The sequence below is a fragment of the Salipiger aestuarii genome, assembly GCF_003259905.1.
Taxonomy (GTDB): Bacteria; Pseudomonadota; Alphaproteobacteria; order Rhodobacterales; family Rhodobacteraceae; genus Salipiger; species Salipiger aestuarii.
Map to the genome: position 1 here is coordinate 1 of NZ_QLMG01000020.1, position 15,540 is coordinate 15,540.

Below are 15,540 nucleotides of genomic sequence, written 5' to 3' on the forward strand. Positions count from 1 at the left end.
TCACGGCGTCCTCCTCGACGCTGAGAACTGTCGAATGCGCTTCCTTCGGACCCATCCGCACGTCCTCAACCGTCTGACGCTTGCGCCACTTGGCGACGGTCTTGACGTTGATGCCCAACTCCCGGCTCAGCGCCGCGTTCGAAGCTTGCGCTTCTCATCGTTGTGCTGCGCAAACGACTGCCAGCCAATGGATCGCTGTATCGCTGCTCGGATCGCGTGCGTGCCCTCTCGGCAGATTTGCCTTGCAAATCGCCTGCCGGGTAACAGTGCGTGGCGCTGCCGTGAAGAATTTGTCCCATGGTGCGTCCTTCCCATGGTCACAGATAAGTAGACCATCACACGCTGGGACTAAACAGCTAGGTCATGATAGATCTGAGGACTGCTTCGCCGGACCCGCCGATGTGGCAGGGCACGGGTGGGGTTTGCACCGGACGACGCGGCAATGCGCTGTTTTCGGTGGGTGACGGGTGTGTTGGTGTAAGGGGTTGATGGTGTCGGCCCAGCAAAGAGACGTCCTTGAATCACTGGTGGCGCAGGCGGGTATGTTGACTGGCCACGGTGCCGCGCCGCGCCTGTTGCGAGCAGCCGCCGCGCTGGTCGAGCAGGCAGGCTATGAAATCTTCAGAACCGCAGAAACGGCACGGGTCACGCAGCTGATTCTTCTGGCGGCGGAACTGGAACGGCTCGGCACCGCGTTTGAAAAGGGCGGGGACGCTTCGGCGCGCAGGCCGGACCGCCCGATTTCCGGACGTGGCTGACACGGGGGCCGGCGCGGCTGCCGCCGACCTTGACAGCAGGCCGTGGCAACCGCCGGGAACGCAGGTTCAGCGGGCGTTTTCCCACCCCCTGTCGGCCGCCCGGCCCCCAGTCGCGCCGGGCGGGGAAAAATGCGTCACAGGCCGTGCCGAAACCGCTTGACGGCATCCGGAGTGCCGCCTAGAAGGGCCTCCACGTTCGGGGGCCAGCCCTCGGCGGCAGTGAGCGGTTGTAGCTCAGTTGGTTAGAGTACCGGCCTGTCACGCCGGGGGTCGCGGGTTCGAGCCCCGTCAACCGCGCCACACTGCCCCGATCTGGTTTTCCTGCGTATATGCGCGGTTGTAGCTCAGTTGGTTAGAGTACCGGCCTGTCACGCCGGGGGTCGCGGGTTCGAGCCCCGTCAACCGCGCCACTTTCCCATGATATTCCGGTATGGACTTTGCAGTCCCTGCCGTGAGTATCTGGGGAAGGATGAAGGACCGTCGCCCGCCTTGTCTTTCCGGAATTACCCGCGGGGTCGTCGCTTGCGTCGGCTTTTGCCACGCCACGCCCCGATCAGACCGCGTCGTTGCTTGAGCTCGCGCGCGACACTCGTTAAATGCCACCGCATCGCCCGCAGGGCACGCAGTTTCCCAGGACCGGCCTCATGAAGTTCCTCGACCTTTGCAAAGTCTATATCCGCTCCGGTAGCGGGGGGAACGGCTGCGTCGCGTTCCGCCGCGAGAAATTCATCGAATACGGTGGGCCCAACGGCGGCGATGGCGGCGGCGGCGGGGATGTCTGGGTGGAAACCGTGGACGGGCTGAACACGCTGATCGACTTTCGATATCAGCAGCATTTCTTTGCCGAAAACGGTCGCGCGGGCGCGGGGCGTCAGATGACCGGCCGCGATGGCGACGACATCGTGCTGCGCGTGCCCGTCGGGACCGAGATTCTGGACGAGGATCAGGAAACGGTCATCGCCGATCTGGACACGCTGGGCGAACGTCTGCTGCTGGCGCGGGGCGGCAACGGCGGCTGGGGCAACCTGCATTTCAAGACCGCCACCAATCAGGCGCCGCGCCGCGCCAATCCGGGCCAGCCGGGGGTGGAACGCACGATCTGGCTTCGGCTCAAGCTGATTGCCGATGTGGGTCTGCTGGGGCTGCCGAATGCGGGCAAATCGACTTTTCTCGCGTCCACGTCGAACGCGCGCCCCAAGATCGCCGATTACCCGTTCACCACGCTCTACCCCAATCTGGGGGTCGTGGGCGTGGACAACCGCGAATTCGTCGTGGCCGACATCCCCGGCCTGATCGAAGGCGCGCACGAGGGCCGGGGCCTCGGCGATCTGTTCCTGGGCCATGTGGAACGCTGCGCCGTGCTGCTGCATCTGGTCGATGGCAGCTCGGGTACGCTGCTGGAGGATTACGACACCATTCTGACGGAGATCGAGGAATACGGCGCTGGCCTTGCGGACAAGCCACGCATCGTCGTGCTGAACAAGATCGACACGATGGATGCCGAGGAACGCGCATTTCTCAAGGACGAACTTGAGGCGCATTCCGGCGAAAAGGTCATGCTGATGTCTGGCGCAAGCAAGGAAGGCACCGTCGATGTGCTGCGCGCGCTGCGCCCCTATGTGGACGCCGCCCGCGCGCCTGCCACGCCCGAGGTTGACGACGCATGGCGTCCCTGAGCGCGGCGCAGCGGCTGGTTGTCAAGATCGGCTCTGCATTGCTGGTGGACAAGGAAACCGGCGCGTTTCGCGGCGCGTGGATGCGATCCATCGCCCAGGACATCGCAGCCATCCGGGCGCGCGGCACCGATGTGATCCTTGTGTCGTCCGGGTCCATCGCGCTGGGGCGGGGTATCCTTGGGCTGCCGCGCACCGCGCTGCCGCTGGAACAAAGCCAGGCGGCGGCGTCTGTCGGGCAGATCCGCCTTGCGCGCGAATGGGAAGATGCGCTCGCGCCGCACGGCGTGGTGACAGGGCAGGTGCTGGTCACGCTTGAAGACAGCGCCGACCGCCGCCGCTATCTGAACCAGCGGGCCACCATGGAAACGCTGCTGGGATTCGGCGTGGTGCCCATCGTCAACGAGAACGACACTGTCGCGACGGATGAAATCCGCTATGGCGACAACGACCGCCTTGCGGCGCAGGTCGCGGTGACGGTGGGGGCGGACCAGCTTGTCCTGCTGTCGGATGTCGACGGGTTCTACACCGCCAACCCGGCGCAGGACCCCGCCGCCCGTCGCTACGACGTGATCGACGAGATCACCCCCGAGATCGAGGCGATGGCCGGGGACGCGGGCTCGGGCCTGTCCAAGGGCGGCATGAAGACCAAGCTGCTCGCCGCCAGGACCGCCACGGCGGCGGGTTGCGCCATGGCGATCACCGAAGGGTCGGGGCTGCATCCGCTGGCCGCGCTAGAAGCGGGCGCCAACGCGACATGGTTCACCTCGCGCCTCGACCCGCATGCGGCGCGCAAACGCTGGATCGCGGCGATGAAACCCTGCGGCGCGGTGACGGTGGATGGCGGCGCGGCCAAGGCTCTGGGCGAGGGACGCTCGCTGCTGCCCGTCGGCGTCACGCATGCCGAGGGTGCGTTCGGGCGGGGCGATCCGGTCGCGATCCGCGACGCGCGCGGCATAACGCTGGGGCAGGGCCTGAGCCGGTATACCGGCGACGAAACCCGGCGTATCACCGGCCTGCATTCGTGGGAAACCGAAGAGGCGCTTGGCTATTCGGGGCGGGCCGTGCTGATTCACCGGGACGATATGGCGTTGTAAGCCCCCGCGCCGCGCCCGGTCGCGAGGATCGGCCGGCCTCCGGCGGGAGTTTGCCTGGCAAGATGATGACGCGCGCCGCGCCCATCTTTCGCTAGTGCCGTGCGCCGCGAGGCGGTATAGGAAGGCCCACTGAAACCGATCCCAAAGGGTGAAACGCGATGAAAGACATGACCGACATCCCGGCCGTCATGACCGAAATCGGCCGACGTGCGAAAGCGGCCGCAGCCGAGCTCGCCTTCACTCCGCCAGATCGCAAGACGCAGGCGCTGGAGGCGGCCGCAGATGCCGTGCGCGCGCATCGCGCCGAGATTCTCGAGGCCAATGCTCGGGATCTGGCGTTTGGGCGCGACAAGGGGCTGTCTGACGCCATGATGGACCGGCTGACCCTGTCCGAGGCGCGCATCGCGTCGATCGAGGACAGCCTGCGCGCCATTGCCGCCCAGGCAGATCCGGTGGGCGAGGTGGTCGCCGAATGGGATCGCCCGAATGGCCTGCACATCAAGCGTGTGCGCACACCGCTTGGTGTCGTCGGCGTGATTTACGAATCGCGCCCCAACGTGACCGCCGATGCGGGCGCGCTGTGCCTGAAGGCGGGCAATGCCGTGATCCTGCGCGGTGGCTCCGAAAGCTTTCATTCCTCGCGTGCGATCCACGATTGCCTGGTCGAGGGACTGCGCGCCGCCGGTCTGCCCGAGGATGCCATCCAGCTTGTGCCGACCCGTGACCGCGCCGCCGTGACCGAGTTGCTGCAGATGACCGACGATGTCGATGTGATCGTGCCGCGCGGCGGCAAGGGCCTTGTGAGCCTTGTCCAGCGCGAGGCGCGGGTGCCGGTTTTTGCTCATCTCGAGGGCATCGTGCACATCTACGTCGATGCCTCCGCCGATCCGGTCAAGGCGCTGTCGGTCGTGATGAATGCCAAGACCCGGCGCACCGGCATTTGCGGCGCCGCCGAATGCCTGCTGATCCATCGCGATGCGCTGGACACCATCGGGCAGGGCGTTGTGCGGGCGCTGATCGACGCCGGTGTCGAGGTGCGCGCCGACGAGACCTTGCAGGCCATTCCGGGCACTGTTGCGGCGACCGAGGCGGATTGGGGCTGCGAATACCTCGACAGCATCCTCGCGGCGAAGGTGGTCGAGGACGCGGATGATGCCATCGCCCATATCCGGCGCTATGGCTCCAGCCACACCGATTGCATTCTGGCCGAGGACGAGGCCGTTATCGACCGGTTTACCGCCCGCGTGGACAGCGCCATCGTCATGGTGAATTCGTCGACGCAATTCGCCGATGGGGGCGAATTCGGCATGGGCGCCGAGATTGGCATCGCCACCGGAAAGTTGCACGCGCGGGGCCCGGTCGGGGCCGAGCAGCTGACGTCTTTCAAGTACCTTGTGCGCTCGGACGGCGCGACGCGGGGCTGATACGCACGGGGCAGGGGCGCCGGGCAGGGGCCGCCGGAGCAGCATCCGGCGGCCCGCTTTTATCGGATCTCGATCGACACCGCGGCGTCACCGCTGTGAACCGCGAGCGTGCGCCCCGCGGACGCCACCAGCAGCGCGAGGCAGGCGAACTGGACCCGGTTGGGGGCGATGTCGTCATCCGCCTGGAGCCGGTTCAGCGGCCCCCACAGATCCGGATCGACCGTCACGCGCGGCCCCGTGCCGGTGATTCGCCAGACCCCGTCGGATTCGAGGATCTGCACACGCCCGCCCAGCGGCAGCGCCGTTTCGCAGCACATCGCGGCAAGATAGGCCAGTTGCACATCCTTGCGCGCCACGCCGAGGTCGGGCTGCCAGTCCATGGTCAGCCGGCCCCCAAGGCAGTAGTCCGCCATCAGCTTCGCGGCTTCGTTGTGCCCGACCATATGTTCGGGCGAGGCCAGGCCAAAGGCGACGCGAAAGAAGTTGATGCGCGCGCGCGCCGAGGCGCAGCTTTCGGCGATCAGGTCCATTTCCTCGGGGCCGGGGGAACCGGACAGCGCGATCAATTCCAGGCCGTTCGAAATTGCCCCTACCGGGCTTACGAGATCGTGGCACAGGCGCGACCCTACCAGGGTGGCCAGTCTCGCGCTATCATCAACCATGACAGACTCCTTGAGAGAAGGCGAAAAGATGAACGACCTGAACGCGATACTGGAACCCGGTATGCTTGTCATGCATCCCGACCGGCCCGAGTGGGGCACCGGTCAGGTGCAATCCAACATCGGCGGGCGGGTCACGGTCAACTTCCGTGAACAGGGAAAGGTCGTGATCGACGGTCGCTGGGTCACCCTTCTGCCGGTATTCGAAGATTAAACTAAACTTGTACCGGTTTACGAATGGTTAATGCCGGCTTTGACGGGGCGGCGCGCGAAACCGGTTTTCCTTGGACGCCACTGGCTTTAAACACGCGTGGGATGGGGACGGGGGGCGTGATCCCGGACACCGCGCAAGGGGGCGACGGCTGTATGGCGCTGGACGAGACGGAATTTACGGTGCGGCTGGCCAGGGGCGACAGCGATATCCGCGCGGCCCAGCGTTTGCGCTACGACGTGTTCGTCAAAGAACTGGGTGGCTCGGGCGCGTTGGTCGATCACGATGCGCGGCTGGAATGCGACAGGTTCGACCCGTATTTCGACCATCTCATCCTGCGGGACCAGAGCCGGGGCGGCGATGTTGTCGGTGTGTACCGGCTGTTGCGCGGCGATCAGGCGCAGGCTGCGGGGCAGTTCTATTCCGAAGACGAATACGATCTGGAACCGTTGCGCGCCTCGGGGCGGCGGCTGCTGGAATTGGGCCGGTCCTGCCTGCACCCGGATTATCGGGGCGGTACGGCGATCATGCACCTGTGGCAGGCGCTGGCCGCCTATGTGGCCGAGCACCGGATCGAGGTGCTTTTCGGCACCGCGTCCTTTCACGGAACCGATGTGGCGCGCCTTGCCGAACCGCTGTCGCTGTTGCATCACCGCCATCTTGCGCCTGATGACCTGCGCGTGCGGGCGCGGGTTTTTCAAAGCATGGATCTGGTGCCCGAGGAGCGCATCGACCGCCGCCGCGCCATGCGCGAGGTGCCCGCGCTGATCAAGGGCTACCTGCGGCTGGGCGGTGTGGTGGGCGAGGGCGCCTTTGTCGACCGCGCCTTCAACACCACCGACGTGTGTCTTGTGATGGACACACAACGGCTGAACGCAAAGGCCGCGGGGCTGTATACGCGGGGCGGCGCGTGAGCGGATCGACCTGGAACGGCGATGCGCCGCCCCCTGCGCCCGCACCGCCCGGCCCGCTTGGCGGGGTGCTGGCGGTGTTGCGCGGCGCGGCGCTGGCGCTGTTGCTGCTGGTCGGGATCGGGGTGAAACTGCCGGTGCGGCTGGTCGAAGTTGCAGTCTTTGGCCAGCGCCGCCCGGTGTCGCCCTATCTGACGCAAGCGGTCTGCCGGGGGGCGCTGATGATCCTGGGGCTGTCGCTTGATGTGCGCGGCACGCGCATGGCCGGGGCCGGGGCCTATGTGGCCAACCATACGTCCTGGCTGGATATTTTCGTGCTGAACGCCCGGCGCAACGTGTGTTTTGTGTCAAAGGCCGAGGTCGCGGACTGGCCCGTCATCGGTCGGATTGCCCGGCTGGCGGGCGCGGTGTTCATCGCGCGCGATCCGCGCGCCGCGCTCGAACAACGCGCGCTGTTCGAAACGCGGCTGGCCCACCGTGACCGGCTGCTGTTCTTTCCAGAGGGGACCTCGACCGACGGGCAGCGCGTATTGCCGTTCAAGTCGACGCTGTTCGCGGCCTTCTACAGCGGGGCGCTGCGGCACGAATTTCAGGTCCAGGCGGTGACGGTGATCTACACCGCCCCCAGGGGCGCGGATCCGCGGTTTTACGGCTGGTGGGGGGATATGGGCTTTGCGCCGCACTTGCTGCGGATGTTGGCCGCCCGGCGTCAGGGCGCTGCGCGACTGGTCTATCACCCGCCCGTGCGGGCGGATGATTTTCCCAACCGGAAATCGCTGGCAAGCCACCTGGAAGGCCAGGTGCGCAGCGCGCATCCTCACGGCGACCGGCACAACTGACCGGCACAACTGACCGGCGCGGCTGCCCGGCCCAGTCCCATCTGGCCCGTACTCGCCTAGCCCATGGCGGCCGCAAGCCGGGCAAGGGCGGCGGCGGGATCGTCCGTGGACCAGATTTCTTCGCCGATGCCGAAAAAATCGGTGACCGGCGCGAACCGGGCGATCAGGTCCGGGGTCAGTCCGCCTTCGGCCACCACGGGCACCTCGATCACCTGCGACCACCATTCGAAAAGGTCAAATTCGGCAAGGGTGCCATCGCCAAGCGTCTCGCCCGCAATGGGGCCGAAGCTGACGTAATCGGCACCCGCCTCACCCGCGCTCATGCCGTCGTGGCGCGACCCGCCGCAGGACGCGCCGACAATGGCATCGGGCCCCAGTTCCTTGCGCGCGGCGCGCACGTTGCGCGACCCGTCCGTGAGGTGCACGCCGTCCAGCCCCAGCCGCTGGGCCAGCACGATATGGGTGTCGATGACCAGCGCGATGTCGCGCGCATGGGCGACCTCGCGCACCGCGTCGGCGGCCCGCAGGATGCGGTCTTCGTCGCGGGTGGCCAGCGACAGCCGGATGCAGGCGATATCGACTGCGTCCAGCACCTTGTGCAGCCCTGCGGGAAACTCCGACAGGTCGAATTCGGGCGGTGTGATGAGGTAAAGCTGGGGGTGGTCGGCGTCGGCCATGACGAAATTCCTTTGCACGGTCGGGCGTCTATATCGCGATATGGCGCTGGCTGCCAAGGGGGAGCAGGGTCAGCTGCCCCGCGCGGCCTTTTCCTGAAGCCCGGACTGACCCTGACGGTCGGCGAGAATGGCCATCACGTCGCTGACCGCCACGTCGCGCGATTTCAGCATAACCAGCAGATGAAACAGCACGTCGGCGGTTTCGGACGCCAGCTTGGCCCGATCGCCCCTGACGGCCTCGATGATGGCCTCGATCGCTTCTTCGCCGAACTTTTCGGCGCATTTTTCGGGGCCTTTGGCCAGCAGCTTGGCGGTCCAGCTTTCATCGGGAGACGCGGCGCTGCGGGCGGCGACGATGGTTTCAAGCTCTTGCAGCGTCATCACAGCCTCACGGGGATGCCGGCGGCGGCCATGTGGGATTTGGCCTCGCCGATGGTGAAGGTGCCAAAGTGAAAGATCGACGCGGCCAGCACCGCAGAGGCATGGCCTTGGGCAACGCCTTCGACCAGATGATCCAGCGTGCCCACGCCGCCCGATGCGATGACGGGGATGGTGACGGTATCCGCCACCGCGCGGGTCAGCGGCAGGTTGAACCCCGCCTTGGTGCCGTCGCGATCCATCGAGGTCAGCAGGATTTCGCCGGCGCCCTTGGCCGCGACCGTGCGCGCAAAGTCCAGCGCGTCGATGCCGGTGGGCCGCCGCCCGCCGTGGGTAAAGATTTCCCACTTGCCCGGCGCGACCGTCTTGGCATCAATCGCCACCACGATGCATTGCGATCCGAAATGATCCGCCGCCTCGGCCACCACATCGGGGTTGGCCACGGCGGCGGAGTTGAAGCTGACCTTGTCCGCGCCCGCGAGCAGGAGGGCGCGGACATCGGCCACCGTACGCACACCGCCGCCCACCGTCAGCGGGATAAAGCACTGCTCGGCGGTGCGGGTGACCACATCGAACATGGTGCCGCGGTTTTCATGCGTGGCGTGAATGTCCAGGAAGGTGATCTCGTCCGCGCCAGCCGCGTCATAGGCACGGGCGGCGTCGACGGGATCGCCCGCATCGCGTAGGTCGACAAAGTTGACGCCCTTGACCACGCGGCCATCTGCGACGTCGAGACAGGGAATGATGCGGGTCTTGAGCATGGTCGCCTTATGGCGCGGAAGGCGCGCCGGGGGAAGGGGGCAATGCCGCCCCCGGGGCCTCTGCCGGGCTCGGGTGTCGGATCGCGGCCACACCTGTCGGGGCTGCCTTTGCGCCCACCCTCCGCCCGTTGGGCAGGTCGAAGGCCGCGGGCGATGAACGGGGGCGACGGGCCGGGGCGGAGAGCTGCGCGCATTGGGCCAGGCATCGGAGGGGGGCGCTGCCCCCCGCCTTCGGCTCCCCCCGGAGTTTATCCGGCAAGATGAAGCAGGGGCGTCGGTCGGTTCGGCATCATGGGGTGCCCGCCAGGGGACTTCGCCGGTGAGCGACCGGATTGGCACCAGCCGACGGCGGGGGCGATGTCGCGCAGAAGCGCTTTGAGCGCATGCACGTTGCAATCCACCCCGGGCATCGCGGCATGGCCGGCAGCAGGGTATTCGGCTCGGGGGTGGCTTTGTCGATTTTCAGCTGGTCTGGTCGATGGGGCGGTCCGGTTCGTCCGCATCGCCGCGCCGCGAAGATCGCGCGTTGATCTTCGATGCCCCTGCCTGGGCGGTTTCCTTGCCGCGCCCGAAGTCGCGGCGATCCATGTCCATGGTCATGGCAAATATCGACCGGCTGACCGGCCCCTGCGGGCTGCGGCCGTGGACCGGCGCGGATCTGTTCGGGCTGCTGGACATGGAACGGCGCTCCGGTTTCGTCATGTGACCTTCGCCGCGCGTCAGCGCCGCGCTTTGCAGGTGCGTCCCCATCCGTGCTGCCCGGCGGACAGTGGCGTTGGATCTGGCACCCCATCGGATGCGGCGCCGCAGCCCTTCGGACGCCGGTTCCAGCCCCAGCAAGCCCGGCCGGTTGGAAAACAACGGTCGCGGCTTGGCCCGGCCAGGCCGTCGCTTCTCGGCGGGTCGAGAAAGGATTTCCTGTGGCGGCGGTGTCACGAGGTCCGGGCCGATGGCCGAACTGTTGCCAGTCGGCGATCAGCTGTTCGGGCGATCTGCGCATCGAGGCCCGGGCACTTCGGCGGCGACGGCCAGATCGATGCTGTGTGTCAGCACGTCGGTGGCGGTTCTGATCGCCGAACCGTGGCCGGGCAGCCAGCGCCCAAAGGACAGGGCGCCGATGCGTTTCATGATCCGCGTCCCCGTTCGTGCTGCATTTGACATCGGGACGGGGCGCGCGCACCCCACCGCGTCTGTGCAAACCCGCGTCAAGGCGCTATCTGCACCGGATGGACCATAGATTCGAGATTTTCCTGGCCTGTGCGCCCGGGCTGGAGGCGGCGCTTGCGAGCGAGGCCAAGGGGATGGGGTTTGGCCCCTTGCGCCCCATGGCGGGCGGCATTGCCTTTGACGGCACCTGGCGTGATGTCTGGCGCGCCAACCTGGTGCTGCGCGGGCCGGCGCGGGTGCTGGCGCGCATCGGGGGATTCCCGGCGGTGCATCTGGCGCAGCTGGACAAGCGTGCCCGGCGGTTCGCCTGGGGCGACGTCCTGCGCGCCGATCAGCCAGTAAGGGTCGAGGCGACCAGTCTGCGGTCCAGGATCTACCACGAAGGGGCGATCAGGGGCCGGATCGAACGCGCGATCACCGAAGAACTGGGTTCGCCGGTTGCCGACGATGGCGTTCGCCTGCTGGTGCGTATCGAAGAAAATCTCGTGAGCTTTTCCATCGACACCTCTGGGGGGCCGCTGCACCGGCGCGGATTCAAACAGGCGGTCGGCAAGGCGCCGATGCGTGAGACGCTGGCGGCGTTGTTCCTGCGCGAATGCGGCTATCGCGGCACCGAGCCGGTGCTGGACCCGATGTGCGGGTCGGGCACCTTTGTGATCGAGGCGGCCGAGATCGCCTGCGGGCTGGCCCCCGGCCGGGCGCGCAAATTCGATTTCGAACGGCTCTCGGGATTCGATCCCCAAGCCTGGGCGCAGATGAAGGCCGACGCCGCGCCGCACCCCTGCGATCTGCGCTTTTACGGATCGGACCGCGACGCGGGCGCGGTGCGCATGGCCACCGCCAATGCCGAGCGCGCGGGGGTGGATCATCTTGCCCGCTTCGAGTGCCGGTCTGCCACTGCGATCGAGCGGCCCGACGGGCCGGCGGGGCTGGTGATGATCAACCCGCCCTATGGAGAGCGCATCGGCAAGCCCGGCCCGCTGTACGGGCTGCACCGCGATGTCGGCGCGGCGCTGATGGAGCGGTTTCGCGGTTGGCGGGTGGGTGTCATCACCACCGAGGCGGGGCTGGCGCGGGCCACGGGGCTGCCGTTCCTGCCGGCGGGGCGACCTGTGGCGCATGGTTCGTTGCGGGTGCGGCTGTACCAGACAGGGCCGCTGTGACGCGGACGGGCTTTATACCGGTGCGCATCTGCCCTATATTATGCGCATGACCCGCCTGATCGCCCTTTCCCTGACCGCCTGCCTGCTGGCCCCGCCCGCCCTTGCGCAGGACGACGACGGCGGGGGCGGAGCGCAGATGAAGCGCGGCGTGCAGATGTTTCTGGACGGGTTCATGGACGAACTTGGCCCGGCGTTGCGCGGACTGGAAGGAATGGCACGCGACGCCGAACCGGCGCTGCGCAGCTTTGCCCAGGAAATGGGGCCCGCGCTTGCGGAGCTGATGGACGAGGTCAAGGACTGGTCCGTTTACGAGGCCCCGGAAATGCTGGACAATGGCGACATCATCCTGCGCCGCAAGGAGCCCCGCAACGCGGGGGACCCACCGTTCGATACAGCGCCCGACGCGGAACCTGACGAGGCCCCGCTGGAACCGCGCGAACGCAAGGGTTTGCCGCCGCTGGATGGCAACAAGATCGACCTGTAGAAATTGCGCTGCGCGGGCGTCGTCAGTCCGCCTCGGAAGAGGTGATCTGAACGTCGTCGGCATCAAGCATACGCGCCAGCGCGTTGAACCGCGCCTCGGCCACCTCGCCGAAAAGCGGTTCGCTCTGCGGCGTCAGGCGCAGCGTCAGCACGCCGTTGTCCCAGGCCAGCGACGCCGCCTCGCCCTTGCTGTCGTCGGGCATCCACAGCATCGCGCCAAAGCGCATCGCCTTGCCAAGCGTCTCGGCCTCGCGCTGGCTGCTCTTGCCGATCAGCGAGAACAGATCCTCGAACGGCATGCCGTCGCGCTTGTTCTTGTAGCGATGCAGCAGGGACAGACCCAGGAACACCCGTTCGGGGTGGTCCAGACCGCTAAGGTCGGCCTGCGTGACGTTGTGGAAACAGGTCTGTGCGCGATAATCGGGGTGGGCGCGCCAGCTGACATCGTGCAGCAGGCAGGCCGCCTTGATCAACCGCAGCGTCGCGATGTCCGCGTCCTGAAACAGCGGCAGCACGAAGTTGTAAAGCGTCTTGCCAAAGCCGGGACGGCGGGCGTCCTTGGCTTCGGAAAAGCGGCACGCCTCGATCAGCGGGTCGCGGTCGCGCAGCTTTTGCGGCATCTGTTCGTACAGCAGCCCCTCGCGGATACCATAGGACGAAATCGCGATCTCGGACGGCTTGAAGGCGGTGATAAGCTCGGCCAGAACCTCGGCGGCGTAAGGCACAAGGCTCATCCGGGCGGATGAAATCGAGCAGGCGCCGCGCAGCGCCTCAAGGTCGGATTTCTCGATGAATTTCAGCGTCTCGAGCACCGCGTCGCTATTCATCCGGTATTCGTGCAGCACATGCAACGGATAGTCGCGCCGTTCCATGTCCAGCCGGGCAATGGCGCGCCACGACCCGCCCACCAGAAAGATCCGCCCGCCGGTCCACTGCATCTTTTCGGCCAGGGCGGCGACGTGTTTCTGGATGTGCTTTTCGCGGGCCTTGCGCCCGCCGTCGATGTCCTTGAACCGCAGCGGCCCAAGCGGAGAGGTGTGGCGGCGCCCGACCTGACCGCCCGACAGTTCCGCCAGTTCCATCGACGATCCACCAATGTCGCACACGACCCCAGTGGCGCCGGGCCAGCCCAGCAGCACGCCCTGCGCCGACAGCCGCGCCTCTTCCTCGCCGTCGATCACCCAGATCTTCAGCCCGGTTTCCTGTTCGATTTTCGCGCGAAAGGCCGAGCCGTCGCTGGCCTCGCGCATGGCGGCGGTGGCTACGGCTGTCAGGGGCGGCAGGTTCATGCCCGCCGCCAGCGCCTGAAACCGGCGCAGGGCCGACAGGGCACGATCCTTGCCGGCAGCGTTCAGCGTGCCCGTCTCTGCCATGCCGGCGCCCAGGCCGCACATCACCTTTTCATTGTAGAAATAGGCCGGACTGCGCGCGGCACCGTCAAACACAACCAGACGGACCGAATTGGATCCGATGTCCACGACACCGACGCGCGCCAGTCGCCGCGCCTGAGGGTCGTCGAAAATCGGGCGGCCAAACGGGCCCCATTCGATCGTCGTATCGCTCTGGCCGGAATCAGGGTGTCCGTCCATGTGCTTCTCCGGCTTTCACTGACGTTTTTCCCTAGCACGCATTGCGCGGCGCGCGAAAGGGGCGCTTGGGGGGAAATGACCGTCAGAAGGGGGGCGGGGCCCCGGAACCCCGGCGGGTTCACCCTGTCAGCGCGGACCGATCAGCGGAACAGACCCAGCAGGGCAGAGGGGGCGCTGTTGGCGATGGACAGCGCCTGAATGGCAAGCTGCTGTTGCACCTGAAGCGCCTGAAGCCGCGCCGAGCTTTCTTCGAGATTGGCATCGACCAACGTGCCGATCCCCGAGGTCATCGCATCCACCAGCGTGTCGTTGAAGTTGCTTTGCGTCGCCAGCCGGTTCTGTTCGGTGCCGAAATCCGAGGCGGCCGAGATCGAGGTTTGCAGCAGGTTCTCGATGTTCAGCAACGCCTCTTCGGCGCCCTCCCGGGTCGACACGTCCAGACTGGCCAGCGTTTCCAGCCCGCCGCCGATGGTGTTGCCGGCATCGGCCCCGAGCGCGTTCAGCGAGACCGCAAGCGTATCGGAGCCATCGGTCAACGTGGAACTGACGGTCAGGTCCGTGCCCGAAACCGACATGCTCAGAAGCCCTTCGTCGAAGCCGCTCTTGACGGCGTAGCTGCTCCAGCGGTTGGACAGTTCCCGCAACACATCGGTGGCGGTGTCGCCGTCGCGCGCCACATAGGACACCGGCTGCGCGGCCATCTCGGCACGGGTTTCGGCAGCGGCGGTCGTGGTGCGCAGGTCGGCCTGGGTAAAGGTCGAATCGTCCGCGTCCGTGCCAAAGACGTTCAGCGTGAACGCCATGCCCGCCGCCACCGTGACGCCGCTGGCGTCGATGGTGCCGGTCCGGGTGGCGTTCAGCGTGGCGCTGTCGACGCCCGACGTATAGGTGCCGCCCGTGGCCGCAATGGCATGCGCGCCGGTTCCCAGATCCTGCCGGGACACCGCGATGTCGACGCCGCGCACCCCTGCGGAATCGCGTTGCAGAAAGCCCAGCACCGCCTCGCTGCCCGATCCGGCGGTCGTGTCGGTATTGCCCAGCAGGTTCAGCCCGTTGAACTGCGCCGTCCGGACAACGGCGCCGATCTGGTCGCGCAACGCCGAGATGTTGGCCTGAATCTTGACTCGGTCGACGTTTTCTTCCTGTGCGGAGACGACCCCGCCCTTGATTTCGGTCAGCAGGTCGGTGACCGTTTCGGCGGCCGAGCGCGCCACGGCCACGGTTGACGACCCAAGCGCTAGGCTGGCCGAGACCTGTTTATAGCCGACGACATCGGCCTCCATCGTCTTGGCGATCGCCCAGACGGCGGCATTGTCCTGTGATCCCGAGACCTTGCGGCCGGTCGAGATTTCGGACTGGACCGTGGCCATCCCGGAATTGATATGCTTGAGCGTTTGCAGCGCGATGGACGCGCCGTCATTGGTAAGGATGCTGGACATCTGGTGGGTGCCTATATGGGGGATCGCATATTCACGCGAGGGAGGTGCCCCATTTTTCCGAGGCGTCTTGCCCGACCATTCGGCCGGAAACGGGTGAATCTCAGAACATCTCGTTCGCCCGTGCCACTTGCCCCCAAGTGCACCGTCAAGATCGCAGGCCGGTCTTTACCGGAACTTAATGTTTCGTGGCGCGGGGGCGGTCATTTTGTGGCGAATTCGGGGCGGCGCGCACGGGTGTCCGCCGCGTCACCATGGCGCAAGACCGAAAAAGGCCCCGCATAAGGGGGCCCTGGCCGTGGTGGGACACGGGC

General features: G+C 66.7%; 17 protein-coding genes, 2 tRNA genes and 1 pseudogene. 11 read left to right on the forward strand and 9 right to left on the reverse strand.

The annotated features are described in order from the left end of the window. Positions 1-201, reverse strand: a pseudogene (locus tag ATI53_RS23905) (hypothetical protein); the annotation flags it as partial. A gap of 287 nt (positions 202-488) precedes the next feature. Here ATI53_RS23905 and ATI53_RS11730 point away from each other — a divergent pair. The 6 genes from ATI53_RS11730 (at position 489) to ATI53_RS11755 (ending at position 4,952) form a co-directional block, all read left to right on the forward strand. Further along, on the forward strand, positions 489-758 hold the full coding sequence (locus tag ATI53_RS11730; protein WP_111550467.1) for a DNA primase: 270 nt from the start codon (positions 489-491) through the stop codon (positions 756-758). A 223-nt stretch (positions 759-981) separates the two neighbouring features. Beyond that, positions 982-1,058: transfer RNA gene (locus ATI53_RS11735), tRNA-Asp, on the forward strand. A 33-nt stretch (positions 1,059-1,091) separates the two neighbouring features. Continuing rightward, positions 1,092-1,168 (forward strand) — tRNA-Asp (locus ATI53_RS11740). A 234-nt stretch (positions 1,169-1,402) separates the two neighbouring features. Continuing rightward, positions 1,403-2,434 (forward strand): GTPase ObgE, encoded by a 1,032-nt coding sequence (obgE, locus tag ATI53_RS11745; RefSeq protein WP_009503453.1) that lies wholly within the window; start codon positions 1,403-1,405, stop codon positions 2,432-2,434. Continuing rightward, positions 2,422-3,528, forward strand: a complete 1,107-nt coding sequence (gene proB / locus ATI53_RS11750; RefSeq protein WP_009503454.1) for a glutamate 5-kinase — start codon at positions 2,422-2,424, stop codon at positions 3,526-3,528. The genes obgE and proB overlap by 13 nt, the downstream gene beginning before the upstream one ends. A gap of 158 nt (positions 3,529-3,686) precedes the next feature. Then, a complete protein-coding gene (locus tag ATI53_RS11755; protein WP_111550468.1) occupies positions 3,687-4,952 on the forward strand; it encodes a glutamate-5-semialdehyde dehydrogenase in 1,266 nt (421 codons plus the stop codon). A gap of 59 nt (positions 4,953-5,011) precedes the next feature. On the opposite strand, the gene ATI53_RS11760 is transcribed toward ATI53_RS11755, so the two are convergent. Then, positions 5,012-5,614 (reverse strand): histidine phosphotransferase family protein, encoded by a 603-nt coding sequence (locus tag ATI53_RS11760; protein ID WP_034451858.1) that lies wholly within the window; start codon positions 5,612-5,614, stop codon positions 5,012-5,014. Positions 5,615-5,642: 28 nt separating this feature from the next. Here ATI53_RS11760 and ATI53_RS11765 point away from each other — a divergent pair, with 28 nt between their 5' ends. The 3 genes from ATI53_RS11765 (at position 5,643) to olsA (ending at position 7,572) form a co-directional block, all read left to right on the forward strand. Next, entirely contained in the window at positions 5,643-5,825 is a 183-nt protein-coding gene (locus tag ATI53_RS11765) for a DUF3553 domain-containing protein (protein WP_009503457.1), read from the forward strand. 152 nt (positions 5,826-5,977) lie between these two features. Further along, a complete protein-coding gene (olsB, locus tag ATI53_RS11770; RefSeq protein ID WP_034451872.1) occupies positions 5,978-6,736 on the forward strand; it encodes an L-ornithine N(alpha)-acyltransferase in 759 nt (252 codons plus the stop codon). Then, the gene (gene olsA / locus ATI53_RS11775; protein ID WP_009503459.1) at positions 6,733-7,572 is read left to right on the forward strand and encodes a lyso-ornithine lipid O-acyltransferase; all 840 of its coding nucleotides are present in this window, start codon (positions 6,733-6,735) and stop codon (positions 7,570-7,572) included. Before olsB ends, olsA begins: the two co-directional genes overlap by 4 nt. 56 nt (positions 7,573-7,628) lie before the next feature. Here the strand turns inward: olsA and ATI53_RS11780 are convergent, their stop codons facing one another. The 5 genes from ATI53_RS11780 to ATI53_RS22970 form a co-directional block, all read right to left on the reverse strand. After that, positions 7,629-8,249 (reverse strand): thiamine phosphate synthase, encoded by a 621-nt coding sequence (locus ATI53_RS11780; RefSeq protein WP_009503460.1) that lies wholly within the window; start codon positions 8,247-8,249, stop codon positions 7,629-7,631. A 69-nt stretch (positions 8,250-8,318) separates the two neighbouring features. Further along, positions 8,319-8,630, reverse strand: a complete 312-nt coding sequence (locus ATI53_RS11785) for a phosphoribosyl-ATP diphosphatase (protein ID WP_009503461.1) — start codon at positions 8,628-8,630, stop codon at positions 8,319-8,321. Continuing rightward, positions 8,630-9,388, reverse strand: a complete 759-nt coding sequence (gene hisF, locus ATI53_RS11790) for an imidazole glycerol phosphate synthase subunit HisF (RefSeq protein ID WP_009503462.1) — start codon at positions 9,386-9,388, stop codon at positions 8,630-8,632. Before hisF ends, ATI53_RS11785 begins: the two co-directional genes overlap by 1 nt. A 462-nt stretch (positions 9,389-9,850) precedes the next feature. Further along, a complete protein-coding gene (locus ATI53_RS24205) occupies positions 9,851-9,976 on the reverse strand; it encodes a hypothetical protein (protein WP_263398774.1) in 126 nt (41 codons plus the stop codon). Positions 9,977-10,363: 387 nt separating this feature from the next. Beyond that, positions 10,364-10,516, reverse strand: coding sequence for a hypothetical protein (locus ATI53_RS22970; RefSeq protein ID WP_009503465.1), 153 nt, complete (start codon positions 10,514-10,516; stop codon positions 10,364-10,366). A 98-nt stretch (positions 10,517-10,614) separates the two neighbouring features. Between ATI53_RS22970 and ATI53_RS11800 the strand changes: the two genes are divergently transcribed. Together ATI53_RS11800 and ATI53_RS11805 are read left to right on the forward strand one after the other, a co-directional pair. Then, complete coding sequence (locus tag ATI53_RS11800) at positions 10,615-11,718, forward strand: THUMP domain-containing class I SAM-dependent RNA methyltransferase (protein ID WP_111550469.1); 1,104 nt, start codon at positions 10,615-10,617, stop codon at positions 11,716-11,718. A 46-nt stretch (positions 11,719-11,764) separates the two neighbouring features. After that, positions 11,765-12,202, forward strand: a complete 438-nt coding sequence (locus ATI53_RS11805) for a hypothetical protein (protein ID WP_034451875.1) — start codon at positions 11,765-11,767, stop codon at positions 12,200-12,202. A gap of 22 nt (positions 12,203-12,224) precedes the next feature. Here the strand turns inward: ATI53_RS11805 and ATI53_RS11810 are convergent, their stop codons facing one another. Continuing rightward, entirely contained in the window at positions 12,225-13,790 is a 1,566-nt protein-coding gene (locus tag ATI53_RS11810; protein WP_111550470.1) for a Ppx/GppA family phosphatase, read from the reverse strand. Between the two features lie 140 nt (positions 13,791-13,930). Next, positions 13,931-15,229: a flagellin N-terminal helical domain-containing protein gene (locus tag ATI53_RS11815; RefSeq protein ID WP_111550471.1), complete on the reverse strand. Its 1,299-nt coding sequence runs from the start codon at positions 15,227-15,229 to the stop codon at positions 13,931-13,933. Between the last annotated feature and the right edge of the window lie 311 nt (positions 15,230-15,540).